The 24,491-nt window shown below is 70.9% G+C and carries 23 protein-coding genes; 3 read left to right on the top strand and 20 right to left on the bottom strand.

The features are described from left to right. Window positions 1–280: 280 nt before the first annotated feature. The 13 genes from ACWGIG_RS15765 to ACWGIG_RS15705 form a co-directional block, all read right to left on the bottom strand. A complete protein-coding gene (locus ACWGIG_RS15765; protein WP_453322153.1) occupies window positions 281–1,138 on the bottom strand; it encodes a DUF6282 family protein in 858 nt (285 codons plus the stop codon). Next, complete coding sequence (locus ACWGIG_RS15760) at window positions 1,131–1,832, bottom strand: RraA family protein (RefSeq protein ID WP_453322152.1); 702 nt, start codon at window positions 1,830–1,832, stop codon at window positions 1,131–1,133. Before ACWGIG_RS15760 ends, ACWGIG_RS15765 begins: the two co-directional genes overlap by 8 nt. After that, window positions 1,829–2,962 (bottom strand): isocitrate/isopropylmalate dehydrogenase family protein, encoded by a 1,134-nt coding sequence (locus tag ACWGIG_RS15755; protein ID WP_453322151.1) that lies wholly within the window; start codon window positions 2,960–2,962, stop codon window positions 1,829–1,831. The genes ACWGIG_RS15760 and ACWGIG_RS15755 overlap by 4 nt, the downstream gene beginning before the upstream one ends. Continuing rightward, a complete protein-coding gene (locus ACWGIG_RS15750; protein WP_453322150.1) occupies window positions 2,959–3,792 on the bottom strand; it encodes an alpha/beta fold hydrolase in 834 nt (277 codons plus the stop codon). Before ACWGIG_RS15750 ends, ACWGIG_RS15755 begins: the two co-directional genes overlap by 4 nt. After that, window positions 3,789–4,718, bottom strand: a complete 930-nt coding sequence (locus tag ACWGIG_RS15745; RefSeq protein WP_453322149.1) for a hypothetical protein — start codon at window positions 4,716–4,718, stop codon at window positions 3,789–3,791. The genes ACWGIG_RS15750 and ACWGIG_RS15745 overlap by 4 nt, the downstream gene beginning before the upstream one ends. 31 nt (window positions 4,719–4,749) lie before the next feature. After that, the gene (locus tag ACWGIG_RS15740; protein WP_453322148.1) at window positions 4,750–6,186 is read right to left on the bottom strand and encodes an FAD-binding protein; all 1,437 of its coding nucleotides are present in this window, start codon (window positions 6,184–6,186) and stop codon (window positions 4,750–4,752) included. A gap of 48 nt (window positions 6,187–6,234) precedes the next feature. Continuing rightward, window positions 6,235–6,825 carry a YciI family protein gene (locus tag ACWGIG_RS15735; protein ID WP_453322147.1) on the bottom strand — a complete coding sequence of 197 codons (591 nt, stop codon included), beginning with the start codon at window positions 6,823–6,825 and terminating at the stop codon, window positions 6,235–6,237. 147 nt (window positions 6,826–6,972) lie between these two features. Further along, window positions 6,973–7,953, bottom strand: coding sequence for an NAD(P)H-dependent flavin oxidoreductase (locus ACWGIG_RS15730; RefSeq protein WP_453322146.1), 981 nt, complete (start codon window positions 7,951–7,953; stop codon window positions 6,973–6,975). Window positions 7,954–8,124: 171 nt separating this feature from the next. Next, entirely contained in the window at window positions 8,125–9,180 is a 1,056-nt protein-coding gene (locus ACWGIG_RS15725; RefSeq protein WP_453322145.1) for a LysR family transcriptional regulator, read from the bottom strand. Between the two features lie 70 nt (window positions 9,181–9,250). Next, complete coding sequence (locus ACWGIG_RS15720; RefSeq protein ID WP_453322144.1) at window positions 9,251–9,859, bottom strand: TetR family transcriptional regulator; 609 nt, start codon at window positions 9,857–9,859, stop codon at window positions 9,251–9,253. A 119-nt stretch (window positions 9,860–9,978) separates the two neighbouring features. Then, window positions 9,979–10,755: an HAD family hydrolase gene (locus tag ACWGIG_RS15715; protein WP_453322143.1), complete on the bottom strand. Its 777-nt coding sequence runs from the start codon at window positions 10,753–10,755 to the stop codon at window positions 9,979–9,981. Then, window positions 10,752–11,993, bottom strand: coding sequence for an acyl-CoA dehydrogenase family protein (locus ACWGIG_RS15710; protein ID WP_453322142.1), 1,242 nt, complete (start codon window positions 11,991–11,993; stop codon window positions 10,752–10,754). Before ACWGIG_RS15710 ends, ACWGIG_RS15715 begins: the two co-directional genes overlap by 4 nt. After that, on the bottom strand, window positions 11,987–13,117 hold the full coding sequence (locus ACWGIG_RS15705; RefSeq protein ID WP_453322141.1) for a ScbA/BarX family gamma-butyrolactone biosynthesis protein: 1,131 nt from the start codon (window positions 13,115–13,117) through the stop codon (window positions 11,987–11,989). Before ACWGIG_RS15705 ends, ACWGIG_RS15710 begins: the two co-directional genes overlap by 7 nt. A gap of 182 nt (window positions 13,118–13,299) precedes the next feature. On the opposite strand from ACWGIG_RS15705, the gene ACWGIG_RS15700 reads away from it, so the two are divergent. Continuing rightward, window positions 13,300–13,962 (top strand): ScbR family autoregulator-binding transcription factor, encoded by a 663-nt coding sequence (locus ACWGIG_RS15700; RefSeq protein WP_453322140.1) that lies wholly within the window; start codon window positions 13,300–13,302, stop codon window positions 13,960–13,962. 167 nt (window positions 13,963–14,129) lie between these two features. On the opposite strand, the gene ACWGIG_RS15695 is transcribed toward ACWGIG_RS15700, so the two are convergent. Then, entirely contained in the window at window positions 14,130–15,518 is a 1,389-nt protein-coding gene (locus ACWGIG_RS15695) for an MFS transporter (RefSeq protein WP_453322139.1), read from the bottom strand. Between ACWGIG_RS15695 and ACWGIG_RS15690 the strand changes: the two genes are divergently transcribed. Continuing rightward, entirely contained in the window at window positions 15,504–15,872 is a 369-nt protein-coding gene (locus ACWGIG_RS15690) for an ArsR/SmtB family transcription factor (RefSeq protein WP_453322138.1), read from the top strand. The two genes, ACWGIG_RS15695 and ACWGIG_RS15690, sit on opposite strands and share 15 nt — an antisense overlap. Window positions 15,873–16,094: 222 nt before the next feature. On the opposite strand, the gene ACWGIG_RS15685 is transcribed toward ACWGIG_RS15690, so the two are convergent. After that, window positions 16,095–17,357, bottom strand: a complete 1,263-nt coding sequence (locus tag ACWGIG_RS15685; protein ID WP_453322137.1) for an MFS transporter — start codon at window positions 17,355–17,357, stop codon at window positions 16,095–16,097. A gap of 86 nt (window positions 17,358–17,443) precedes the next feature. Here ACWGIG_RS15685 and ACWGIG_RS15680 point away from each other — a divergent pair, with 86 nt between their 5' ends. Then, window positions 17,444–17,902, top strand: a complete 459-nt coding sequence (locus tag ACWGIG_RS15680; protein WP_453322136.1) for a winged helix-turn-helix transcriptional regulator — start codon at window positions 17,444–17,446, stop codon at window positions 17,900–17,902. A 43-nt stretch (window positions 17,903–17,945) separates the two neighbouring features. Here the strand turns inward: ACWGIG_RS15680 and ACWGIG_RS15675 are convergent, their stop codons facing one another. From ACWGIG_RS15675 to ACWGIG_RS15655, 5 genes are read right to left on the bottom strand one after another with little or no spacing between them, the layout of a single operon-like run. After that, on the bottom strand, window positions 17,946–19,628 hold the full coding sequence (locus tag ACWGIG_RS15675) for a DUF885 domain-containing protein (protein ID WP_453322135.1): 1,683 nt from the start codon (window positions 19,626–19,628) through the stop codon (window positions 17,946–17,948). After that, a complete protein-coding gene (locus ACWGIG_RS15670; protein WP_453322134.1) occupies window positions 19,628–20,527 on the bottom strand; it encodes an EamA family transporter in 900 nt (299 codons plus the stop codon). Before ACWGIG_RS15670 ends, ACWGIG_RS15675 begins: the two co-directional genes overlap by 1 nt. Further along, on the bottom strand, window positions 20,524–21,786 hold the full coding sequence (locus ACWGIG_RS15665) for an ATP-grasp domain-containing protein (RefSeq protein WP_453322133.1): 1,263 nt from the start codon (window positions 21,784–21,786) through the stop codon (window positions 20,524–20,526). The genes ACWGIG_RS15670 and ACWGIG_RS15665 overlap by 4 nt, the downstream gene beginning before the upstream one ends. After that, complete coding sequence (locus ACWGIG_RS15660; protein ID WP_453322132.1) at window positions 21,783–23,108, bottom strand: ATP-grasp domain-containing protein; 1,326 nt, start codon at window positions 23,106–23,108, stop codon at window positions 21,783–21,785. The genes ACWGIG_RS15665 and ACWGIG_RS15660 overlap by 4 nt, the downstream gene beginning before the upstream one ends. After that, complete coding sequence (locus ACWGIG_RS15655) at window positions 23,105–24,445, bottom strand: ATP-grasp domain-containing protein (protein ID WP_453322131.1); 1,341 nt, start codon at window positions 24,443–24,445, stop codon at window positions 23,105–23,107. The genes ACWGIG_RS15660 and ACWGIG_RS15655 overlap by 4 nt, the downstream gene beginning before the upstream one ends. Between the last annotated feature and the right edge of the window lie 46 nt (window positions 24,446–24,491).

Here is a 24,491-nt window from a genome sequence, read left to right as displayed (position 1 = left end):
GCCGTGGGTGGGCGGCGCTCGCCGGCCGGGGATGCCCGGCGGTTCCGCCCCGGCCACCGGGGCGGCGGGGCGGAACCATAAGGGCCACGGGGGGGGGACGGGGCGGAACCGTAAGGGCGCGGCGGGCTTGTCACGCAGAGCCCTGGTGGTCGGGCTGGGAACCCCGGTGGTTACGGGCAGGCTGTCGCGAGGAATCCCGGTGGACACGGCAGGCTGTCGTGGGAGTCCTGGTGGTTACGGGCAGGCTGTCACAAGGAACCCCGGTCGGCGCGGCAAGCTGTCACGGGGCCAGGAGGCGTGCCGGGTTCGTGGATGTCACCTCGCGGATTCTCTTCTCGTCCAGGCCCGCTTCGGTGAACCAGGTGCTGCTGAGTTCCAGCCATTCGCGTACGGTCGGCTGGTCCGGCTGGCCGAGGTCCGAGCTGTAGACCACTCGGGGGTGGGCGTCGAGCACGGTCCGGAAGCGGGCCGCGTCGTGGTGGCCGAGCAGGCGGGTGAGCGAGGTCAACTCGACGTATACGGAGTCCAGTTGGGACAGGTCTGCGAGGTCGGACTCGGTGAGTCCCGACATCGGGTGGGTGGCATGGGTGAGGAGCAGGCGCGGTACTTCGAGGCGGACTGCTTCGGCGATGACCTTGAGGATCTCTTCCCTGTTGCAGTGTCCGGTGGCTAGTACGACGGGCAGGTCGCGGGCGGCTCGCAGCACTTCCCGTACTTCCGGGCGCAGTTGGCCGTCGGAGTCCAGTACTCCTGCTCCTCGCCAGCTGTCCGCGTCCAGCAGTGGGTGGAAGGGGGTGCGGTGCAGTGCGGTCGGGTGTGCGGGTCCGGTGAGGGTGGGGAGGTGGACGACCAGCCTGGCGGGGCTGTCGGGGCCGTGTTCGTACACGGCCTGCTGGACGACTTGTGTCCGTACGCCCCCGACCAGGTCGTTGAGGACCACCGCGCCGGACACCGGCAGGCCCGCCTCGCGGGCTTCCCACGCCTGCGCGGCGGTGGATCCCAGGTGGCTCTTGACCACGACCCAGCCGCCTATCTCGGCGTAGGCGCGGGCGGCCCGGCACGAGGTCAGGCGGCGTCGGTAGAGGTCGGGGCCTGCGTGGTAGTGGACGTCCACGACGCCGTCGCCGACGTCAACCACGGCTGCTCCCGGGCGTGTTGCCGGCCGGCTGGGCCCAGGGCGTGGCGTAGCCGTGGCGTCGGCGGGCCTCGTCGAGGCGCATTCCGTCGGTGACCGCTGCGGCGATGGCCTGCTCGGTCTGCTCCACGCGTTCCGCCCGGGTGGCGGTCTCTTCGGCGTGTTCGGCGGGTACCACGAGCGCGCCGTTGTCGTCGGCGACGACGATGTCTCCAGGGCGCACCGTGGTGCCGTGGATGGTGATGTCCCTTCCTGTTGCGGCGAGTTGGACCCGGTTCTTGCCGCTGACCATGGTCACGCCGGTGCTGTAGAGGGGGTATGCGGCTGCCTGGATTTCGGTGAGGTCGCGGGCCGAGCCGTGCAGTACGGTGCCGCGGACGCCGCGGCGCTGGGCGAGGGTGGTCAGCAGGGAGCCCCAGTTGGTGCATTGGGTGCTGCCTGCGTTGTCGACCACGACCACCGAGTCGGGGGGCACCTCGTCGAGGTAGTTGGCGGCGTTGTGGAAGGTGTTGTCGGTGGTGTCGATGGGCTCGTAGCTGACGGTGTAGGCGAGTCCGGTGGTACGGGCGCCGGGGACGCGTGCCGCGATGCCGGGCAGTACGCCGGTGATGCCGAGGCTGTCGAGGGCGTCGGATATCGAGGCGGTGTCCAGGTGCGACAGGCGTTCGAGACTGGTCATCGGGGTCATGGAGGTCATACGGGGAGCTCCTGGTGCGGGGGTTGGACGGCGGTCGCGGGGAGTTGCACGGCGATTGCCGCGGCGGCCTCTCCGGTGCTCGCGGTTCCCCCCAGGTCGTAGGTGACGGTGGTGCGGGCCCGGACCACTGTCCTTACGGCTTCGGTGAGTTGGCGGGCGGGGAGGGGGAGGTCCAGGTGGGTGAGCAACTGGGCGAGGGTGAGCAGCATTGCCGTCGGGTTGGCCCGGCCCTGTCCGGCCATGCCGGGCGCGCTGCCGTGGACGGGTTCGAAGTAGCTGCCCAGGTCGCCGATGTTGCCGCTGGATGCCAGGCCGAGGCCGCCCATGACGCCGGCGCCGAGGTCGGAGAGGATGTCGCCGAACATGTTCTCGGCGACGAGGACTCCGAACCGTTCGGGCCTGCGGACCATCCAGAGCGCGACCGCGTCCACGTTGAGGATCTCGGTTTCGATCTCGGGGTAGTCCGCGGCGATGAGTTCGAGCCGCTCGCGCAGGTGGTTGCTGCTGTTGCGCAGCACGTTGGGCTTGTCGACGAGGGTGAGCAGCCGGTAGCCGTGCGACCTGGCGTGCTCGAAGCCGAAGCGCAGCAGCCGGTCGATGCCGAAGCGGGTCTGCAGGCGCAGGGTGACGCTGGTTTCCTCGGGTCCGGAGGCGGCGGCGTTGGGGTGGTGGCGTACGGCGTTCCACAGCGGCTCGTCCAGGCCGTGGAAGTCGAGTCCCGCGTACAGGCCCTCGGTGTTCTCGCGGACGACCACGAAGTCGAACCGGCCGTGCTGCAGGTCGGTGACGGGGCGGACGTTGGCGTACAGGCCGAGGCGCTGGCGCAGTTGGAGGACGGGTGAGACGAAGCGCAGTCCGGTGCCGCGCAGGTTGTCGTCCAGTTCGGCCTCCGCTTCGCGCAGTGGCTTGCTGGTGATCGCGCCGAGCAGGGCGGCGTCGGTCTCGTCCAGGAGTTTCCAGGTGCGCTCCGGGACGGGGTCGCCGCCCCGGCGCCAGCAGTCCCAGCCGATTTCGCCGAAGCGGAAGTCCAGCGGGAGGTCGAGCCGGTCGACTGCTTCGAGGGCGGCGGACATCACTTCGGGTCCGATTCCGTCGCCCGGGAGTACGGCGATGGTCTTGCGGTCGGTCATGCCGGTCCGTTCTCTGCCAGGAAGGTGGTGATCAGGGAGGACACCTGCTCGGGGTGCTCGGCGTGCGGCCTCATGCCGGTGTCGGGGAGCGCCTCGATCCGGTGGTGGGGTGCGGCTGCGGTGTGTCTGCGGGCCACGAGTTGGGAGTCGGCGCCGACGATGCTCAGGAGCGGGCCGGGGTGTCGTACCACGGCGGCCGATACGTCGGATCCGGTGAGCAGTCGCATCCCGCCCGCGATCCGCCGTGCTGCGGCGGCCCGGTCGCCGGCGGCCAAGGGGGCCGACGCAGCACGGCTGCCCGAGAGGCCAGGCCGCCCCGTCCCGGCCGGCTCGGTGCCGTGGGACTTCACGTAGTGGTCGAGCAGGGCGAGGGATGCGCCGAGTGCGCCGTCCTCGGCTAGCTCGGCGATCTCGGTGAGGCGGGAGTCGAGCAGGGTGTCGGTGACCGCGGGTCCTGACACCAGCAGGGCGGCCGTTTCCGGGGCGAGCCGGGTGAGCAGTGCCTGGGCGAGTGCTCCGCCGAGGGCGTTTCCGCAGATCAGCTGTGGTGTCCCGAATCCGTCCTCGTACTGGGTGAGGATCCGGTGCCAGCGGTCGGCGAACTCCTCCATGGAGGGGATCGACTCGTCCCAGGCGGCGAGCGTGTCGACGACTCGTACCCGCAGTCCCGCGGTGGTGAGGGCGTGGATGACGGGGGTGAAGAAGGCTCCGCCGTCCCACTGCGGGATGACGGGGGCGAAGACGAGGGCGCATGCCGCGCCGGCGGCGGACTCCGGGCCGGCAGCCGGAGTGAAGTCCGCCACCGGCACGGTCGGTCCGGCGCTGGTCACCGGGCCACTGCGAGCGTGCGCGCGGTGGACAGGCTTTCGTGGTGGCAGCCGAGCAGGCTCGCCCGGTGCTCGACCGAGAGGTCGTACTGTCCGAGCACCAGGTCGGGGAGCGGCAGGGACGGGGCGCCCTCCGGGATGTTGGCGAGGAGCAGGTCGGCGAGTTCCAGTGCGGGGGCGAGCTGGAGGCGGCTCTCCTCGGGGGCCGCCCGGTCGAGGTGGGCGAGCCACTGCTCGGCGATGAGGTTGCCGGGGCCCTTGCCCATGCCCTGGATCGAGGAGTCCATCCAGGTGGCGCCGTTCTCCATGGCCGCGATGGCGTTGGAGAGGGCGAGGCCGAGGTTGTTGTGTGCGTGCAGGCCGACCTCGCCGTCGACGACCGACTTGGTGAGGGTGGTGAGGGTGGCCGTGTCGGCGGGCGAGAGGCTGCCGTTCGAGTCGGCGAGGTACATCACTTCGGATCCGGCGTCCGAGGCTGCTGCCGAGACCCGGGCGATCGTACGGGCGGAGAGCTGGCTCACCCGGGCGAGGTTGACGCCTACGGTGAACCCGAGTTCCTTGGCCTGGCGGATGTGGTCGAGGCCGGGTTCGGGGTCGGTGGGCGGCAGGATGATGCGGACCAGGCGGGCGCCTGCCGCGTACATGTCCGGCAGGTCGGATTCGGTGATGTTCTTGGGGTGGAGGATGACGGCGACCTTGTCGGGGCCGATCTCCTGGGCCATCGCGGAGATGTACTCGTCGTCGCCGCGACCGGTCAGGCCGAGGTGGGGTACGGGGGCGAACGAGCCCTTGCGGTAGGCGATTTCGACCCAGTCGAAGCCTGCGTCGACGCTCAGTCTCGCGTGCTTGAGTGCGTAGGAGAGGGGGAAGTGGAAGTTGTTGCGGTATCCCCCGTCCCGAAGAGTGACATCGATGTTGACGATACTCATGGTTCCTCCAGCGGCTGGATGGTGCGAGGGGTTATGGGGTGTGCTCGGTGGCGGCGGCGTGCTGTGCGGCGAGGCGTCCGAAGACCAGGGAACGCAGCACCGAGGTGGCCGGCGGGTAGGCGTGGTAGTAGAGGCCGGTGGCCTCGCCCGCCGCGTACAGGCCGGGGATCGCGGTGCCGGACGGTGCGACGACCCGGCCGTCGAGGTCGGTGCGGATGCCGCCGTAGGTGAAGCAGATGGCTGAGGTGAGCGGTACGCCGATGAACGGCGGGGTGTCGAGCGGGGTGGCCCAGTTGGACTTGGGGGGCGTGATGCCGACGGTGGCCTTGCCGTCGAGCCGGGTGTGGTCGAACTCCCCCGGCCCGGTGGCGGAGTTGAATGCGGCGACCGACTTCTCCAGGCCTTCCGGGTCGATGCCGAGCTTCTCGGCGAGCTCTTCTAGGGTGTCGGCCTGCTCCGGCGGTACGTCGCTGAGCCAGGAGTTGGCGATGCCGGGGATGGCCAGGGTCTTGCCGTCGGCGATCCAGTAGGCCTCCTGCTCCTGGTTCTTCCAGATCTCGTGGCCGACGTGCTCGAAGGTGTTGTCCCAGGTGTCCCGGCCCTCGTCGAAGAAGCGCTTCAGCTTCTTGTTGAGGAAGATGCCGGTGGCGGAGCCGTAGAGGACCGCGTCGGCGGACTCGCTGCGGCGGTCGACGGGCTCGGCGTGGATCATGTCGAACTGACCGACCGTGTCCGCGCCGAGGTCGAGCGCCATGCGCAGTGCGTCACCGCGGTTGTTGGCGATGCCCGGGGCGAGCAGCGGGAGTTCGCAGGCCCGGTCCCCGATGTAGCGGGTCAGGGTCTCCACGTTGCCCTGGAAGCCGCCGCAGGCGAGGACGACGGACTGCCCCGCCAGCCGCTGGGTGTGTCCGTCGCGGCCCCGGACCACGACGCCGTCGACGGTGCCGTCCTCGGACGTGCTCAGGCGCAGTGCCTCGGTCTCGTAGCGGATGTCGACGCGCGGGTCCTTCTCCAGGACGGCCGCGAGGTTGCTGACGATGGAGGCGCCGCCGCCGCGCGGAGCCGCGGGCGGGACCATGGACGGGGTGCCGCCGTCGAAGGTGTGGGGCAGCGGGAAGTCGTCGAAGGCGACCTCGACGCCGTGTCCCTCGATGAACTCGATGGTGCCCGGGGTCTCGCGCTCGACCACGCGGCAGTACTCGATGTCGGCGAGCCCGCCGGAGACCCGGCTGACGTGGTCGGCCCAGTCGGTGTCCAGCTTGCGGTCCTCGGTGATCCGAAGGAAGGCGCCGGTCCAGCGGGTGGCGCCGCCGCGGTCCTCCTTCGTGGAGCGTTCCAGTACGGCTATACGGGACGGAGTCTCGCGGTCTGCGGTGGCTTCGGCGTAGCTGACCGCTGCGGCGAGGCCGGCGGCGCCGAAGCCGATGACGACGAGGTCGTAGTCGGCCGGGGAAGTGGGGTGTGTCACGTCAACTCTCCTGAGTGCGGGGTGCGTTGGGGCATTTGATGGACGGGGTCAGAGGTTCGGGCTGATCACCCGGCTGGTGCGGTAGAGGCGGAACTTCGCGCCGGTCGTGGTCTCGGCGAAGGCCTGGTAGCCGCGGATGAACTCCGGGTCGTCGAAGATCGCGTCGAACTCCTTCTGCCCGGTCCAGGCGGCGAGGTTCACCACGGCGTCGCCGTCGACGCTGGTGAGGAGGCGGGAGCCGCGGAACCCGTCGGCGGTGGCCGCGACGTGGTCGACGGCGGTCGCGAGGGCGTTGACGCTCGCTTCGGCGTCTTCGGTGGTGGCCACGTTGATGAGGAACACCGCCTCGTCGGGGACCGGTGAAGTGACCATGCCGGGGCTGGCGTTGCGGCCCTCGAAGGAGGCGCTTTCGTAGGCGGCGATGCCGTCGCGGTGCCACGGGTCGGACTCGATCAGCTGACGGGCCTCGTCGTCGGTGAGGTCCGCGGTGACGATGACCGCTCCGCCGTCCGGCTTGGGGCCGCTGAGCAGGATGCGGCCGAGGTTGGAGTGGCCGCGCAGCCATTCCTTGTGCTCGGCCATGTGGGCCGTTACCACGTCACGCGGCTGGAGATAGGTCAGAGTCAGTACGTGAATCATCGAAGCCTCTTCATGGTGAATTTCCGGACTACTGGATTTCCGGATTGCCGAATGGCCGAATGGCCGGATCGCTGGATTGCTGGATTGCTGGATTGCTGGATTGCCGATTTGCCAGGAAAGGGAATTCTTCTGGATTCCGCGGGGTGTTCAGCGGCGCAAATTCCCGCCGAGCCGGCCGAGGATCGTTTCGGCCTCGGTGACCACCCCGCGCACCACGTCACCGGCCGGCTGGATGTCCCGTACGAGATCCAGTACCTCGCCCGCGAACATGGCGCGCTGCGTGGTGTCGTCCTGCGCGACGGCCGCCACCCACGCGGGCTCCACCTCGGCGCGCGCCGCGGCGAGTTCCTCGTCCCGGCCCGTCCAGGTGCGGGTGAAGTCGTTGGCCACGGAGCGGGCCTGGTAGGCGGTGTCCCACGGGATGCCACGGACCACGTCGAAGGAACGGGTGCGGACAGTGTCCGCGGTGTTCCTGGACACGAGGTTGGTCTTGAACCCGGGGGTGGCGAGGGACTCCTGCGTGGCGGCGAAGCGGGTGCCCATCATGACGCCGTCCGCACCGAGCGCGAGTGCGGCTGCCAGGCCCCTGCCGTCCGCCACGCCCCCTGCAGCGACCACCGGGACGGCACCGGAAACGGCGTCGATCACGGCGGGGAGCAGCGGAAACGTCGCAAGCTTCTTGTGGTGGCCGCCCGCCTCGGCGCCCTGGGCCACCAGCACGTCGGCACCGGCCTCGGCGGCGACAGCGGCCTGTTCGGGGTCGTGGATCTGCACGACGGCCAGGGCGCCGCTCTGCCGGGCCTCGGTGACGTACCGACGGGTCTGCTCCGTGCTGCCGAAGGAGAGGGCGACCACCGGAGGCGCGTATCCGAGCACCTTGTCCCACAGTCCGGGGCGTTCGGCGAAGGTGAACATCACGCACCCCACGCCCCACACGCCTCCGGCCTCGGCGGTCGAGGCGACGTGCTCCTCGATGAAACCGGCGTCGCCGTAGCTGACTCCGACAAGTCCCAGGCCGCCTGCGGCGGTGACCGCGGTGGCGAGCCGGCTGCCGGAAACCGACCCCATGGGCGCGCTCACAACGGGGTGCTCGATTCCCAGCAGTTCCGTCAGCTTTGTGGTGATCACGCTTTCTCCCTGAAAAGAATCTCGGCCGGTTCGGCCTCTCTGCCACAAAAGCTATGGGCTCAGAGGAAACGCGTCCAAGACGAGAAATGCGTGGCTGATATGCGGGTTCACCTATGGTTCGGGGATGGATCGGGGATGGATCGGGAAAGGAGAATGCGGGGTGAATGGCCGTCAGAGGCCGGGGCCTATGGGGGCGTCGTTCTCCGGGTCGTCCGGCGGTCCGGCGACCGACCGGCGGACGGCTTTGGAGATCCGGTGCAGGGCGGAGCTCTGTGGTGTGCCCGCGGCGGCGACGAGGGCGAGCCGCTCGTGCGGTGCGGCGGCGTCTGCCAGCGGGCGCCAGGCGAGCTGGGGCAGCCCCAGGACCGCGGACCGGGGGCGCAGCGCGACGAGGTTGGGGGTGGAGCGCAGCGTGTGGGCGAACAGCGCCTGCTGGTCGTCGCCCAGTGTGCACAGCTCCGGCCGCCACCCCAGTGCTGCCAACTCCTCGATCACGGTGCTGGTTTGGCCCGGCGCGCACCCGGTGTCGTACCAGAGCAGTCGCTGGGTGCCGAGGTCGTGTGCCGTCAGGGAGAACTTGGCGACGAGCGGGTGACGGCTCTGCAGGACCACGCCGAGCGGCTCGTCCCAGACCGTTGCCGTGACCAGTGCCGGGCCGGCGGCGGTGACGGTGGCCCTGGTCGGCAGCCGTACGATCCCGAAGTCGAGCTCGCCGTGTTCGAGCAGTTGGTGCTGCTGTGTGGATTCCACCGAGCGCAGCCGCAGCCCGCGCCCCGGACTGTCGGGCCCGGGACGGTCCGCGTGGCGCCCGGAACCGTCCGCGTGGTGGCGGAGGCCCTGTTCGATCCCCCCGAGCACTTCTGCGGGCACTCCGTCGCACACGCCCACGGACCAGGTGGCGGGTGCGGGCGCCGCGGCGGCGATGGCGGAGCGCAGCTGGCCGGGGATGGACCGCACTCCGTTCAGGAACACCCGGCCGCCTTCGGTGAGTTCGACGCCGCGCGAGCTGCGGCTGAACAGCGGGACGCCGATCCGTCGTTCGAGGCGGCGGATCTGCTGGCTCAGGCTCGGCTGGGCGATGTGCAGTTCCAGCGCGGCGGCCGAGACGGTGCCTGCCCGTACGACGGCCAGGAAGTACCGGAGGTGCCTCATGTCGACGTCGTCGACGTCGTCTGACAACGGGGGGACGTCGTGCGGGGCGACGGCCCGCGCGTCGATGACGGTCATGCTCGCTCCTTTGCGGGCGCCGTGGACGGCGCCAGAATTTTACATTCCTTCGCGACGGTATGTTTATGGGTCAACAGGGTTCGCCCGGCTCCCGTACGAGCAGTGTGACCAGGGCCCGCCAGGCCGCTTCCCAGCGGGGCACCAGCGCGTCGTGGGGTTCCTGCCACGACATCTGCACCGCCCCGTGCACCGCGAGGAGCAGCAGTTCGGCGGCCATTTCCGGCGGGACGCGACACGGGGCGCCGCCCCGCCGTGCACGCTCGACCAGGGTCACGAGGTGCTGGCGGAGTGCCTCGGGTACGTCCAAGGGGATCCGGACCAGGGCGGGACGGTCGACGGCCAGCCGGAGTACGGCCCGCAGTCGGACGTCCGTACCGAGCCGGCGGACGAGCTCCGAGCCGAACCTCTCCAGCGCGGCGACCCGCCACTCGTCTGCCGCGGTCACCTCCTCCTCCCCCGTGGAAGGGATCGTCTGCCAGATCTCCGCGGACCGGGCCACCAGGGCTTCGGCGAGGTGCTCCTTGGACGCGAAGTGACCGTACAGAGCACCCTTGGTCATGCCGGTGCGCAGCGCCACCGCCTTCAGGGTCGCCTCGGCGTAGCCGTACACCGCGAACTCCTCGGCAGCGGCGTCCAGTACCCGCTCGCGGGTCCGTACCGCTCTTTCCTGGATGGCCACCGTCTCCCCTTTCGATGCTGTGATTGCTTCGACTCAAAATATACCTTTCCAACGGAATGTTTTGTGAAGCGCAGAATCCGGTGCGGTGGGGCGTCCGCCGCCCCGCCGCACCGGCATTCTCAACTCGCCGCCATCGCAACGGACTTGGGGCCGGTGTGCGACGGAAGGACGGGCCAGCCCGAACTCCTGGCCTGCCCGAGAAGCACCGGGTCCGCCCCGACGACCACCGCGTGGCCGACGGCGCGCAGCATCGCGAGGTCGCTGCTGTGGTCGCCGTAGGCGTAGCAGCCCGCCGGGTCCATGCCGATGCGCCCGAGGAACCCGGTCACCGCGTCGGCCTTGGCGGCGCCGATCATCGGGTGCCGCACTTCGCCGGTGAGGATGGACCGCTCGGTGTGCGGGGCGGTGTGCTGGTCCCCGGTGTGCGGGGCGGTGTGCTGGTCCCCGGTGTGCGGGGCGGTGTGCTGGTCCCCGGTGTGCGGGGCGGTGTGCTGTTCGGTGCTCAGGACCTCGTACGCGCCGAGGTCCTGAGCCACGGGCGCCAGAATCGGCCGGGCCGAACCGGACACCAGGACCACCGCGTGCCCCGCCTCCCGGTGCCTGGCCAGCGCCGACAGCCCGGCCGTCACGTAGGCGTCCGGGCGCTCCCGGTACCCGGCGTACCACTGCCGGGCAGCCTCCTGGACGTCGGCGAGCGGCACTCCGGCGAAGCGCCGGTAGTACGCGCGGTTCTGTTCGGCCCGGGAGGCGCCCGAGCGGATCAGAGTGTTCAACTCGTCGTCCAGGGGCGGGACTTGGCCCTTTGCTCCCGGCCGGCGCGTCCAGTGGTCCCAGAAGTCGAGCATGCTTTTGGTGGCGAGCAGCGTCTCGTCGACGTCGAAGAACGCGATCGTCATGCCGGTTCCACCTCCGCGTGATCGAAGTGGTCGAAGTGGTCGAAGTGGTCGAACACCGCCCCGCTGTGCGCCGCTGCCGCGAGTTCGAAGCCCAGGGTGGCGTGTCCCGCCGCCGCGGTGACGTCGCGCCAGCGCCGCTGAAGCGGGTCGCCCTCCGCCTGGGCCCGTACTCCTTGCGTACGGAAGAGCCGGTCGACGGCCCCGGCGCACAGTTCGGCCGCCATCGCCGCGTTCCGCTGGTTCTCCGCGACGCACAGGGGGAGAGAGGTGGGCGAGCCCTGATCGGCACGGTGGGCGGCCTGCTCCAGGAGCAGTTGGGCCGCCTGGATCTCGCCCGAGCAGCGGGTCAGGGTCTGCTGGACCTTCGGGGACTGCCGTACCTCCTGGCCGCCGAACCACTGACGGTCCCGCATGCCCGCGACCCAGGCGCGCAGTGCCCCGCGGGCCGCGCCCAGGATCGGAGCTGCGAACAGCAGTCCCGCCACCATCGGGAACGGCACCGAGTGGCAGCGCGCGCCCCCCGGCAGCGGAGGGATCAGGTCCGTGAGGAGCATGGATCGGTGGGCCGGCACATGGACGTCGTCGGCCTGGACCGAGTTGCTGCCGGTGCCCCGCAGCCCGAGGGTGTGCCAGGTGTCCACGGCGGTGAGTTCCGCACGCGGGACGGCGAAGATCCGGTGTTCGCGGCCCCCGCCGGGCGGCCCGCCACTCGCGCCGGGCCGCCCGCCGCTCGCGCCGGACTCCGTCCAACTGGCGAGAAGCACCCAGTCCGCGTGGGCGAGCCCGCTGGCGAAGGACCAGCGTCCGGAGAGCGACCAGCCGTCCTGGCGGGCCGTCGCCACGCCCTGTGGCGGTACGACCGACGCGGCGATGCGCACGTCGGGCGTGCGGGCCCAGAGGTCGTGCTGGGCCTGTTCCGGCAGGTACGCGGCGAGACGTCCGTGGGACGCGTACAGGGTGGCGCACCAGGCGGTCGACGCACAGACCTCGGCGACCTTCGCGGAGGCGTCGAGCAGTGGGCCGAAGTCACCGGCGGCGCCGCCCCAGCGACGGGGTACGAAGTGGCGGGCGAAGCCCGCTTCCGTGAGTGTCTCGGCCAGGTCGTCGGTGAGACTCCGTCTCTCTTCCACGAGCGCCGCGTCACGCCGCGCGACCTCGATGAGCGCTGCCGACGCGTCGGGCAGGGACACCGGCACCCGGGCAAGGACCGGGTGCGTACGGGGAGTGGTGTTCAGCATGCCGCCACGTCCTCGAAGCTCTGGTGGGCGGGGCGGGTCAGCCGGCCGCGCAGTACCGCGGACGCCAGCGTCCTGCCTTCCTGGACGGCCGTGACCTCGACACCGGGCGAGTCGTCGGCGCCACCGCGCGCGGCGGCGCGTGCGCGGAGGACGACGGGGAGATCCAGCTCGCCGAATGCGGTGAAGGTGGCGCTGAGCGTCGCGAGCGACCACAGGCGTGGCGCGGGGTCCGTCCCGCGCGGCGCCGCTGCCAGGGCGGCCTGGCGGAATGCCTCCAGGAGCACCATTCCGGGTATGTGGTCCGATTGGTGGTCGAACAGCACCGGGTGGTCGCGGTCCATCCGCAGCCGCCACGAGAATCCCGGACCCCTGCTGCCGTCCGGACCCCTGCTGCTGCCCGGGGCCCTGCTGCCGTCCGGGGCCCAGCCGCTGCCTTCGGGGTCCCAGCCGAGCAGTACGTCACTGTCGCTGTGGTGTCCGACCGCCATCGGCGGCAGTGGCGTCACGTCACGGGCGGCGACCTGCTCGCTGCCCCAACTCGCCTTCCCTGTAGGAGAGTTGCGGAATCGGACCCGTTCATAGCGCGAGGGCTCCATGGCTTCCCAGTGCAGTGACGCCCGGCCGATGCGCAGGTTGTCCGCGTAGGCGGTCACTTCGAGCCGCATGCCGAAGCGCCGCGGGTTGTCCGTGGTCCGCAGGCAGACGGCGTCGAGTACGACCGGCAGCGGTGAGTCTCCCCGGGGCGGCAGCGAGCGTTCGAGGTCGAAGTCCAGGTCGCACAGTACGAAGGGGTGTCCTTCGGGGACGTCGTAGAACCGGTGCGAGAGGTGGATCGTCGCCTGCCGCACGGTTTCGACCAGAAGGAACGGATCGCTCGACGTTCCCGCACCGCGGTGGCGAAGGAAGTGGTCGCGCGGCCAGAGCGCCGCGAGGGCGAAGCGGTCGTCCCCCAGCGGTCGCGCGTCCGTCAGCAGAACCTCGGCATCGGCCGCCTTGTGCACGGCTGTTCGCGCCAGGGGCGCCTCGAAGGAGAGGGCTTCGAAGGCGAGTCCGAGCCCTGGAACGGCCGGACACGTGGCCCTACGGTGCCGAGGAGCGGCTGCGGACATAACGGTGTCGTGCATGTACTTCCCTCCCGCAAGCAAGGCGAGCCGCACACAGGGGCGTTGCGGCTTTCCTTGATCAAAGTTCTGCCTCGATGCGAAAATATACCTGCGAGAAGGTATATTGCAATGGCCGCTCGGAGCCACCCTCCGCATCCACTCCGGAGCCGAGAGCGGAAGATCGTGCAGAGAGGCAGGAACCGATGACGAACCGTCCGGCGGCACCTCCAGCCGGCAACTCGGCGTTCACGGCGAAGCAGTTCGCCGGACGGCGGGGGCCGACGCCCAAACAGGACCGCGCCGCCCGCACCAAGTCCCTGGTGCTGACCGCAGCCGCCGAGCTCTTCGCGGCCGGGGGCTTCCGCCACACCTCGGTGAAGGACGTGGCCGACCGGGTCGAGATGACCAAGGGGGCCGTCTACTTCCACTACCCCACCAAGGAGGCGCTGGCCCTCGCCGTCGTCGAACACCTCTATGCCAAGTGGCCGACGCTGCTGGAAGAGATCCAGGCCGAGCAGCTCACCCCGCTGGACACCGCAGCCGAGATGCTCAACCGCGCCGCGCTCGCCTTCCGTGACGACGTCGTGGTCCAGGCCGGGGCCCGGCTCCAGTTGGAGCGCCCCCACATCGACGCGGAACTTCCGCCGCCGTACGTCGACTGGACCGAGCTGCTCACCGGGCTCCTGTCCGCGGCCCTCGACGAGGGGCAGGTCAAGGCGGACACCGACCCGGCGGCTGCGGCGCGCGCCCTGGTGGCGGGCTTCTTCGGCATGCAGCACATCTCGGACGTACTGGAGCAGCGGGCCGACATCGTCGAGCGGTGGGAGGAAGTGAGGGACCTTCTCTTCGGGGCCATTCGCGCCTGAGCCCGGGGGGGGGTGAGGGGCGAAGGGGCGGGGGGCGGAAGGGTCCGGAGGGGCGGGAGGGGACGGACCCGGAGTGCACCCGGCATACAGCTGTGCGCCGCAGGAAGGAACCTGCGGCGCACAGTTGCATGACCCGGCCGGAAAGGCAGGAGAGAGGGAAGGAAGGGCTACGCGGGCTCGGGGATCTGCCGGCGGCGGGCCATGACGACCGAACCGCCGCAGGTCGCCAGGATCACCAGGATCACGCCGAAGATCGTCGCGCCGGTGGTCAGGCCGACCGCGTCGCTCAGGAAGCCGGCCACGACCGGGAGGATGCCGGCCGGTACGTAACCACCCACGTTGAGCGCCGCGTTGGCCTCGGCCAGGCGGCCCGAGGGGACCGCGGCGTTGAGCAGCGAGAGTCCGCCGAGCTGGCCAAGTCCCTGGCCGGCTCCCGCGAGTACCGCGGAGGCGATCAGCAGGACGACCGACGAGGTGTGCACGGCTGCCATCAGGGCGGCCATGCTGACCGTCGTACTCACCGCGCCGGCGACGAGGATGCTGCGCACGTGCAGCCTCTGCACCGCGAACTGCACCCCGGTGGCCGTCAGGAACATCACGAAGGCCATCGCTCCCGCGACGATGCGGCTGGTGGTGCCGAGCAGGCCGGAGAGCAGCGACGGGCCGAGGGACAGGACGAAGGACGTCGCGGTGATGCCCGGCGCGAACACGGCGATGCCGAGCAGGAGTTGGCCGCCGTTGCCCTGCGGCACGCCCGGCACTCGTACCCAGGAAGCCTTCCGGGCGGGCTCGGCGCCCTTGGCCGTGGGGGACTTCAGCGGCAGGGGCATCCGCAGGACCACGGTGAACGCGGCGGCGAGCAGCGCGATCTCCACCACGAAGACCATGACGGTCGGCGCGGGCGCCGTCTCCGAGAGCACCCCGGCGAGCAGCGGGCCGAGGCCGGCGCCCAGGACCATCGCGCACGAGGCCAGCAGGGCTCCGAGCCTCTTGCGGGCCGGGCCCGCCACGTCCGAGACCGCGGCCATGCCCGCCGAGACCGCCGCTCCGACCGCGATGCCGGTGAGCAGCCTGGCGACGACCAGCGCGAGCACGGACGAAGCGGTCGCGAAGATCAGGCAGGCCACCGCGGCGAGCACCAGGGCGGGCAGCAGTACGGGCTTGCGGCCCACCCGGTCGGAGACCACGCCCGACACCAGCAGGGAGCCGATCAGCCCCACGATGTAGAAGGCGAAGATCACGGTGAGCGTGCCCTTGGAGAATCCGATGTCCCGCTGCCAGAGCACATACAGGGGCGTCGCCGCGTTGGACAGGACGAAGACCGCCGTCACCGGCCAGGCCGCCAGCCAGATCCACCAGCGGGGGGCCGCCCCCGTCCTCTTCGTCCTCCTCGCAGCCTGTTCCGTGTCCTTGGACCGCTGCGGTGCGGTTTGTACGTCCGTCACTACGTCACCCCTGCTCATCTCCAGTACGACTTGCTTCGAACATAGCCGTAGTACGATCCAACTCGTACATAGGAGAAGCGTTATGGGGAGCTGTAGATGGCCGTGTTCCACACCCCGCCCGCGCCCGCCGATCCGCCCGCTCCCCTGCCCGAACCCCCGGTCGGCGAGCTGCGGTTGGAGACCGTGATGGCGGCGCTGAGCGACCCGCTGCGCATGGGGATCGTCCGCACGCTCCTGCTGGAATCCGAGGAATTCGACCACTCCTGCGGCTGGTTCGGTCTGGACCGGCCGAAGTCGTCGCTCACCCACCACTTCCGTACGCTGCGGGACGCGGGGCTCACCCGGCAGCGGCAGTACGGGCTGGAGCGCCGCAGCCAGGTACGGATCGACGACCTCACCGCGCGCTTCCCGGGACTGCTCGAACTGGTGGCGGCCTGGCAGCCGGAGCGGCCTGCGGGGCAGTAGCGGCTTGCGGGGCAGGAGCGGCAGGAGCGGCTACGTCCCGAGCCGGGGTGAAATCGGCCAGGTGCGGATCCCGCATCATGACGGCCCGAGTCCGGGGCCGGACACGGGTGCGGCGCAGCGGGTTCCGGTCCGGTCCTCGGCAGCGGGGGTTCCACCGAGGACCGGGCCGGAGCCCACTGCGCACGCACCGTCCGCGACGGGAGTGGCAGTTCGGCGAGGGGCTCAGAGCGCCTTGGCGCTGTCCCTCACTTGACCTGCATGATCGTCGGCGCCCTGGGTTTCCTCCTGTGTCCGGTGCGTGCCCGCACTCTCGGGCCGGGGGGTCGCCCCGGCGCGGGGCAGTCGCCTGTCGATCGCCCAGACGGCCAGTGCGCAGGCCGCGAACGCGGCCCCGAGGAGGCCGGAACCCACCCAGCCGTGGGCGGTGAAGACGGCGGTGGTCACGGCCGCGCCGAGGGCGGAGCCGAGCGAGTAGAAGACCATGTAGCCGCCGAGGACGCTGCTGACCCGCTCGGGATGCTCGGCGGTGAGCACGTGCTGGTTGCTCACGTGCACGGCCTGGACCGCGAAGTCGAGCATCACGATGCCGATGACGAGGAGCCACAGCGACCACGGCAGTTGCGCGATCGCCGCCCACGACAGGATGAGCAGGGTGAGTGCGAAACCGGTGACCGGGGCCGCCCTTCCCGCGTCCGCCCAGCGTCCGGCGCGTGCCGCGCCGAGTGCGCCGGCGAGCCCGGCGATGCCGAACAGTCCGATCTGACTCTCACTCAGGTGCCACGGTGTGCCCGACAGCGGGAGGGACAGTCCGCTCCACAGGGTTCCGAACGAGGCGAACAGGAAGAACGCGATGAGCCCGCGCGTCAGGAAGGTGCGCCGCCGGAACAGTCCGCCGAGCGAGCCTACGACCTGCCGGTAGGCCGCCGGTGTGTGGGTGCGCTCCTCCGACGGAAGTACGGCGAGGACCAGGGCGGCGAGCCCGAGGGAGAGCACCGCGAGCACGGCGTAGACACTGCGCCAGCCCCAGATGTCGGCGAGTGTGCCGGTGACGATCCGCGCGCCCAGGATGCCGACCACCACGCCCGAGGTGACGACCCCGATGTTCCGTCCGCGTTCGGCGGGTGGCGAGACCGAGGCGGCGTAGGCCACCGTGGTCTGCACCACGACGGCGAACACCCCGGCTGCCGCGAGCCCCGCGAACGCCACCCATGCGGTGGACGCCCAGGCCGTCAGGGTCATGGCCACCGCGGTGATCGCGAGGTGCACGGCGATCAGGCGGCGCCTGTCGACCACGTCACCGAGCGGCACCAGCAGCAGGAGCCCTGCCAGATAGCCGAACTGGCCGGTCGCGACGATCCATCCGGTGAGTTCTGCCGGTACACCGAGATCACGTCCCATCGGCTCCAGGACCGGCTGGGCTGCGTAGATGCTCGCCACAGCGACACCACACACCACAGCGAGCAGTAACCGTCGCCATACGTTCATTGCACTCCCCTCTCGATTGGTAGCTAATTGCAACTGATTTGACCGTACGGCATGATGGTTTCAATTCGCAACTCATTGGGAGTGTCATGTCAGTCAGCACCGAGAGCGTCCCGAGCCTCGACTGGACCGACCCCGAATGTCCCGTCGCCCGCACACTCGACCTCGTCGGAGACAGGTGGAGCCTTCTCGTCGTCCGCGACGCGATGGACGGCGCGCGCTCATTCACCGAGTTCCAGCGGCGGACCGGCATCGCCCGCAACATCCTCACCGACCGCCTCCGCAAGCTGATCGCCCACGGATTGCTCGCCCAGCGCACCGCACCGTCGGGCCGCCGCCAGGAGTACGTACTCACCGATGCCGGGCGCGCCCTCTTCCCCGTCGTCCTCACCCTGCGGCAGTGGGGAGAACGCCACGCCTTCGCCCCCGGGGAGGCCCACTCCACCCTGGTCGACCAGCACGGCACCCCGGTGCCCCACATAGCGCCGACCGGTGCCGACGGCACCCCCCTCGACACCGCTACCACCCACGTACGGAAGGCCCGGTAGGAGGCGGGCCCACGGCACGGCACCTGCACCGACCACCCGCGGGTCAGTCCTCGCGGGTCGGTCCGGTGCGGGTCGGTTCGGTGCGGGTCAGTTCGGTGCGCAGCAGGTCCAGGCCCATCGGGCCCAGGTCCAGCGCGTGTCGGTGGAACCGCTTGAGGTCGAACGCGGCGCCGTCGCGGCTGCGGGCCGCTTCCCGCGCCTCCAGCCACACCTTCTCCCCCAGCTTGTACGCGAGGGCCTGCCCGGGCCTCCCCAGATACCGGTCGATCTCGAACTCGACGAATCCCGGCGGCCCCAGCCCGCAGTGCCCGGTGAGGAACTCGCGGCCCAGCCGCGGCGTCCACCGCTCCCCCTCGTGGAACCCGGTGCCCGCGGGGATAGGGAGCCGCAGATGCAGCCCGATGTCCAGGACGACCCGTGCGGCGCGCAACTGCTGCCCGCCGGCCAGCATCCCCAGCCGGTGCGCCGGGTCGGCGAAGTACCCCAGCTCGTCCATCAGCCGCTCGGCGTACAGGCCCCACCCTTCGCAGTGCCCCAGGTGCAGCTCGCACGACAGTCGCTGGAACCGGTTGAGGGTGGCGGTGTTGAGGGTGGTCACACCCAGCTGCAGGTGATGGCCCGGGACGCCTTCGTGGAACATCGTGCTCGGCACCGTCCACGTCGGGATCGGCGCGTCGGGGTCGGTCACCGGCCACCAGACCGTCCCGGGGCGCGACAGGTCCTCGCTGGGCGCCAGATAGGAAGCGGGCCCGTCGGTGGGGGCGATCCGGCAGTCGATCCGCCGCAGCGGCGCGGGGATCGCGAAGTGCGTCCCGTCGAGGTCGGCGATGGCGCCGTCGGCGAGCTCCTGGATCCAGTCGCGGAATGCCGCCGCGCCCCTCACCTGGTACCGCGGGTCGCTGTCGAGTGCCGCGAGCACCGCCGGCACGGGCTCGCCGGGCGCGACCTGCGCCGCCGCCCGCGCCATCTCCCGCCGTACGCGGGCCAGTTCGTCCCAGCCCCACGCGTAGGTCTCCTCCAGGTCCAGCCGGGTGCCGAGGAACTCCCGTACCCCCAGCTGGTAGCGGTCCCTGTCCGGCGCGTCCAGCTCGGGCGCGACCGGCGCGAGATCCTCCGACAGGTACGCCGCGAAGCCCGTCAGCGCCTCGTTCGCAGCCGCCGCAGCGCCGTCCAGGACGCCCCGCAGCGCTCCGGCGCCGTGCCCGGCGGGCAGCCCTGCCAGGTACGGCCGCATGTTCCGGCACTCCCGGGCATTACGGGCCACTTGTCGGTACGGCGCGACCCGGCCGCCGCGCCGCGCGGCCTCCAGGCTCTCGCGCAGCCCGCTCAACGTCGCCGGGACGGCCCGCAGCCGCTCCAGCATCGCGTCCCACGCGGTGCCGGCGCCCTGGTCCAGCAGCCCCACCGCATGCCGCACCCGCTGGAGGGGCCCGTCGAGGGTGTCCAGCAGGGTGGCGTACGCGTCGACGTCGGCCAGCGCCACCTCCGTGGAGAGCCGCTCGCGCAGCACCGCCGCCGCGACCCGCTCCGCGTCGCCGGCGACCGGCGCCTCCTCGACCGTCTTCAGCGTGCGACGCGCCAACTCCGCCCGTGCCTGCGCCGCCTGCGGGCCGTAGTCGGTCAGCCGCTCCTCCTGGCCCGCGATGCCCATCACCGCGGCCAGGCACGGGTCCAGTACGGCCAGTTCGTCGACGTACCTGTCCGCGAGCTCGTTCACGGCGCTCATCAGCGGCTCACCGAAGGGAGCTGGACGGTGGCCCGGGACGTGGCCAGCCGCTTGCCGTACAGGCCGATGACCAGGCCCGCGACGATCAGTGCTCCGGCCACCAGCTTGAGCGGCGGAAGCGGCTCATTGAAGATCATCACCGAGCCCAGCACACCGAAGACCGGAACGAGCAGGGAGAGCGGCGCGACGGTCGACACCGGGTATTCGCGCAGCAGCCAGTTCCACACGGCGTACCCCAGCACGGTGTTCGGGTAGGCCTGGAAGAGGAGGGACAGGACGGCCGGCCAGCCGATCTGGTCCGGCAGCTCGGCAAAGCCCCGGGTGCCGTTCACTGCCAGGTCCAGCAGGAACAGCGGGATCGGCGAGAACAGGCTCGACCACACCAGGAACGCCAGCATCTCCTTGGGCGCGGCCTTCTTGAGGATCACGTTGGCGACGCTCCACGAGACCGCACCGAACAGCACCAGCGCGACGCCGACGATCGTCACCGTGCCGTCGGTGACGAACGTGATCGAGAACAGGCCGAGCAGGGCGACCGCGATCCCCGCGTACTGGAACCGCGACAGCGACTCGCGGAACACCACGGCCCCGAGCAGGATCGTCAGGAACGCGCTGAACTGCAGCACCAGGGAGGCCATCCCCGACGACACCCCGGCCTTGATGCCCAGGGTCACCACGCCCCACAGCCCCACGCCGAACACCAGCCCGTAGCCGATGAGGTACCGCCACGGCACCTGCGGGCGTTTCAGGAAGAACACCGCGGGCAGTGCGCAGAGCGCGAACCTGGCCCCGGCCAGGATGAACGGGTCGACGCTCTCCAGCCCGATCTTGATGACCGAGAAGTTGAGGCCCCAGATCACGGTGACGGCCACCGCGAGCAGGACGTGCTGCTTCTTCATGCCAGGACCTGCTCCGCAGCGGCGGCGGTGGCCGGGCGGGACCGGACCGAGAGGGAGTCGAACAGGTCGACGAGCCAGCCGCGGGTCTCCTCGGAGGTGCCGCTCGCGACGATTCCGGCGAGCACCGTCTCCCCGGCCTGGTAGGTGATGTGGCCGGGCAGCGGTACGCCGGACGGCAGTTCGTGCCAGGTGACCGCGTACGGGCTGGCCCGGAACGCCACGGCGCCGTCGAGGCCCTGGAACTCCTGCCCGGCCAGGTGGTGGCCGGGGTGGACGAACCAGCCGTACCGGCGCCTGTCGGCGGGCGGTTCGGGGAGCGCCCGGGCGACGGGCTCGCCGAGCAGGACGCGCAGCTCGTACGACGGCAGGTGGACTCCGGTGGCCATCTCGACGGTCGCCACCACGTCGGCCCCGCCGACCCGGTTGCCGACTTCGAGGAAGACCGGCTCTCCCTCGTGGACGATCGCTTCGAGATGGAAGCTGCCGTCCTCGATCCGTACGGCGGCCAGGGCGCGCGACACCCAGTCGCGCGTCTCCCGGGAGAACCCGATCTGGAACGATCCCATCGGCAGGCCCTGCGCATACCCCAGGCAGGTGCCCACGTACTCGCTCGCGCTGAGGACCAGGACCTCGCCGTCCTGCACCAGGCCGTCGAAGTGCCTGATCGGCCCGGAGACGAACTCCTCGACCTGGAAGTCCTCCAGACCGCTCCCGGCGTCGAGCCGGCCGACGCCGGTCCTGCCCCCGGTGACCGCTGCGGCGGCCTGCCCCGGAGTGTCGAACACGAGTACGTCCTCGCTGGACGCACCGCGGTGCGGCTTGAGGACGGTCCGGCTGTGCCAGGCCACCCGGCCGCCTCGTGCGAGGAAGCGCGGCAGCGCCAGGAAGCGCGGCACCCGCAGGCCTGCCTCCTCGACCGCCTGCTTCATCAGGACCTTGTCGCGGGCGAGTTCGACCTGGTCGACCGGCGCGCCGGGGACGCCCAGGTGCTCGCGCAGCCGGGCGGCGTCGAGCAGTTCGTACTCCGAGGCCGAGATGATCCGGTCGAAGTCGCGGGGCCGCTCCGCCAGCCAGTCCCGGGCCTCCTCGAAGGCGGAACGCGCGCCCGGGCGGCTCACCCGCTCGCAGCGCAGGGCGGACGGCAGCGTGGCCAGGGCCCGGGAGGTGCCGAGATAGGTGACCTCGTGCCGGTCGTGGTCGATCCCCCGGTGGTATTCGATCTTGAAATAGGGCACGCGGTGCAGGATGAGAATCTTCATCGGGCATTCCTGAGGGGAGTGGGGAGGGCGAGGGCGTGGTCGAGGGCGTCCGACCAGGCCTCGCGCAGGGTGTGGACGACGGTGCGGATGTCGGCGCGGTCGCCGCGCAGGACGACGCAGCCCTGTGCCGCGAAGTCCGCGTTGTCGCGGGCGACGGCATGCAGGTCGCGGCGCTCGGGCGAGAGCCAGGAGAACTCCGTGACGGTCAGCTCTCCGTGCGCCAGGCCGCACCGTTCGGCGGTGGCCGCGACGGCGTCCGCGAACGGGTCCGTACCGGCGGCGACGTCGTACGGGGAGAACGAGCGGTCGCTGCCGACGCCGAGCATCACCGTCGCCGCCGAGCAGCCGGGCACCAGCCGTCCCACGTCGGCGGCGGTGCCGAAGGCCGTGTCGACCCAGTGGTGGTGCAGGTCGATCCCGTAGACCCAGCGGGCCAGCGACCAGATCTTCATCCCGGCCGGCCGCCGGTTGGGCTCCACGACCGCGGCGCGCAGCCCGTCGTCGCTCAGCTTGATCTCGTTGTGGAACGGCCCGTCGCACTGGCCGACCAGCCAGTTCGCCTGCCGGCCCGCCCGCTCCAGCGTCGCCCGCTCGTGCTCGTCCACCCCGGCGGGCAGCACCTGGGCGATCTCGACGGGATACCGGCCGCGCGCGCTGATCTTCTCGGTGAGGAACGCCAGCGAACCCAGCCCGTCGAAGGAGTACTCGCGCCGGTAGGGGATGAGCTCCTCGCAGATGACCCCGCCGTCCAGATAGGGGAGGACCTCGGCGAACGCCGCCGTCAGGTCGTCCCCGGGACGGACCACGACGACGCCCCGGTTGTTGCCCTCCGCCGTGGGCTTGACGACGAAGCCTTCGGGGTGGTCGTGCGCGAAGTCCCGCAGCTGGTCGAGCGAGGCGATCTCGGCGAAGGCGGGCACCATGATGCGTTGTGCCGTCAGCAGGTCGGCCACGCGCGCCTCGTCGAGCCGGTAGTGGTACTTGGAGAACGCGCCCTCGGCCAGTCGCGGTGAGTCGACCGGGAGGCCGAGCCGTTCGAGGAGTTCGGCGCCGCTGCGCACGGCGTTGTCGGAGAAGACGATGCCGGCCCCGATCCGCTCGCGCCGGTCGCCGAGCAGCTTCTCGCCCATCTCGGCGAAATCGTCGCGCAGCGGATCGAGGTTGATCACCTCCTCGGCGATGGAGTGGTCGGCCGCGGTGGGGTCGGCACGGACCAGGGCCACCGTCGCGCCGTGGCGTTCGCGTGCGTGGTCCCGCAGGTGGCGGACCTCGTCGATCCGGCTCAGGTTGTAGTCGACGATGAGGAGGATCGGCCGGGTCATGGGCACTCCGTCTCGTACACGGTCTCGATCGCCCGCTCGGAGGCGGGCAGCAGTGCGGGGAGGATGGCGTCGCGGCCGGCCCGGTCCATGGACCAGAGGACCTGGCCGAGGAACACCTCGCGCGAGGACGACTCGACGACGTCGCCGGGGTGGAGCAGGACCTGGGACAGGACCGGCCGGAGCGGGAGGTCGTCGTTCGGTCCGACCTCTCGGATCGTGCCGGGGTCGGCGAAGAAGACGCGGAAGAACGTCGCGTTCGCGCTCTGCGTGGTGCCGTCCGCGGTGAACGACAGGCTTTTGAGCGTGTCGAGGAATCCGGCCGGTCGATGGGCGGTGAGCAGGGAGTCCAGCCAGAGGTCGAGCAGGCTGGGGCCACCGGTCAGGGCCGCCACGCTGGGGGAGATCAGGCTGCCGCCGACGCGCGGGTTGACCTCGATCAGATCCCAGCCGGACGCCGTGTGCCGCGCCTCGATGTGGAAACAGCCCCAGCCCAGGCCCAGGGTGTCCAGTACGTTCGCCACCCAGGAGATCCCCGCGGCGGTTTCCTCCTGCGTCAGGCTCGTGGGCGGACTGACGCAGGCGTTTTCGAGCACGGTGCCCGCCGTCTCCGTCACCTCGCACTTCTCGTGCACGGCCACCACATGCAGCTCGTCGTCCACGAGGATCGTCTCGAAGCTGAACTCCCGCCCGGGCACGTAGTCCTCCACGAGGAACTCCGTCCCGGGGCCCGGCCCGGTGCTGAAGGCGCCGGCGTAGACCGTGTCGGAGGCGGCTTCGGCGGCGATGCGTTCCAGGTCGGCCCAGGTCGTGTCGGGGGTGAGGGCGAACGTGCCGAACGAGGCGATGCCGCTGACCGGTTTCACGAAGTAGCGGCCGGCCTCGCGTTGGCGTGCGGCGAGCGTTTCGGGGGTGAGCGCGGACGCCCGGCCCCGGCTGAGGCCGACATCGGCGAGACGGTTGCGCAGCGTCAGTTTGTCGCGCAGTTCCAGGACTTGCTTCTCGTCCAGGTCCGGCACCCCGAGGCGGCCGTTGGCCAGCGCCATCAGGTGCCGGTAGCCCTCCCAGACGGTGAGGCAGCAGCTCACCTTCGTGCCCGCGGCCTCCAACTGGTCGAGGTAGTCCTCGACATCGCGTGGGGTCAGTACGTGTCCGGCGCTCACCCGCACGTAGTCGGCGAGGTCCGCCAGCGCTCCGGGCCTGGATTCCTGGTGTTGCGGCTCCGGCAGCGAGCTGAGCACGAAGGTCTTCAGCCCCCGCGCCGCGACCATGTCGACGAGGTCCTCCATGAACGAGAACCCGACGTGGCTGAGCAGTAACACTCCCTTGGCGTTTTCCATGGCTATCCGGCCTCCTCACCGGTGGGTGGGGGCGCGGCGCGGCGGT

Source organism: Streptomyces sp. NPDC054863, from assembly GCF_053610825.1.
Note: the sequence above shows the minus strand (reverse complement) of the source record. Positions and strands in the feature narration are given on the sequence as shown.

Coding starts and splice junctions, on each gene's coding strand:
- ACWGIG_RS15660 (WP_453322132.1), bottom strand. CDS start 23,108: ATGACCCGGCCGATCCTCCTCATCGTCGACTACAACCTGAGCCGGATC.
- ACWGIG_RS15735 (WP_453322147.1), bottom strand. CDS start 6,825: ATGATTCACGTACTGACTCTGACCTATCTCCAGCCGCGTGACGTGGTA.
- ACWGIG_RS15755 (WP_453322151.1), bottom strand. CDS start 2,962: ATGACCGACCGCAAGACCATCGCCGTACTCCCGGGCGACGGAATCGGA.
- ACWGIG_RS15655 (WP_453322131.1), bottom strand. CDS start 24,445: ATGGAAAACGCCAAGGGAGTGTTACTGCTCAGCCACGTCGGGTTCTCG.
- ACWGIG_RS15670 (WP_453322134.1), bottom strand. CDS start 20,527: ATGAAGAAGCAGCACGTCCTGCTCGCGGTGGCCGTCACCGTGATCTGG.
- ACWGIG_RS15705 (WP_453322141.1), bottom strand. CDS start 13,117: ATGCACGACACCGTTATGTCCGCAGCCGCTCCTCGGCACCGTAGGGCC.
- ACWGIG_RS15675 (WP_453322135.1), bottom strand. CDS start 19,628: ATGAGCGCCGTGAACGAGCTCGCGGACAGGTACGTCGACGAACTGGCC.
- ACWGIG_RS15710 (WP_453322142.1), bottom strand. CDS start 11,993: ATGCTGAACACCACTCCCCGTACGCACCCGGTCCTTGCCCGGGTGCCG.
- ACWGIG_RS15665 (WP_453322133.1), bottom strand. CDS start 21,786: ATGAAGATTCTCATCCTGCACCGCGTGCCCTATTTCAAGATCGAATAC.
- ACWGIG_RS15690 (WP_453322138.1), top strand. CDS start 15,504: ATGGCCGTGTTCCACACCCCGCCCGCGCCCGCCGATCCGCCCGCTCCC.
- ACWGIG_RS15680 (WP_453322136.1), top strand. CDS start 17,444: ATGTCAGTCAGCACCGAGAGCGTCCCGAGCCTCGACTGGACCGACCCC.
- ACWGIG_RS15725 (WP_453322145.1), bottom strand. CDS start 9,180: ATGACCGTCATCGACGCGCGGGCCGTCGCCCCGCACGACGTCCCCCCG.
- ACWGIG_RS15760 (WP_453322152.1), bottom strand. CDS start 1,832: ATGACCTCCATGACCCCGATGACCAGTCTCGAACGCCTGTCGCACCTG.
- ACWGIG_RS15715 (WP_453322143.1), bottom strand. CDS start 10,755: ATGACGATCGCGTTCTTCGACGTCGACGAGACGCTGCTCGCCACCAAA.
- ACWGIG_RS15700 (WP_453322140.1), top strand. CDS start 13,300: ATGACGAACCGTCCGGCGGCACCTCCAGCCGGCAACTCGGCGTTCACG.
- ACWGIG_RS15745 (WP_453322149.1), bottom strand. CDS start 4,718: ATGAGTATCGTCAACATCGATGTCACTCTTCGGGACGGGGGATACCGC.
- ACWGIG_RS15685 (WP_453322137.1), bottom strand. CDS start 17,357: ATGAACGTATGGCGACGGTTACTGCTCGCTGTGGTGTGTGGTGTCGCT.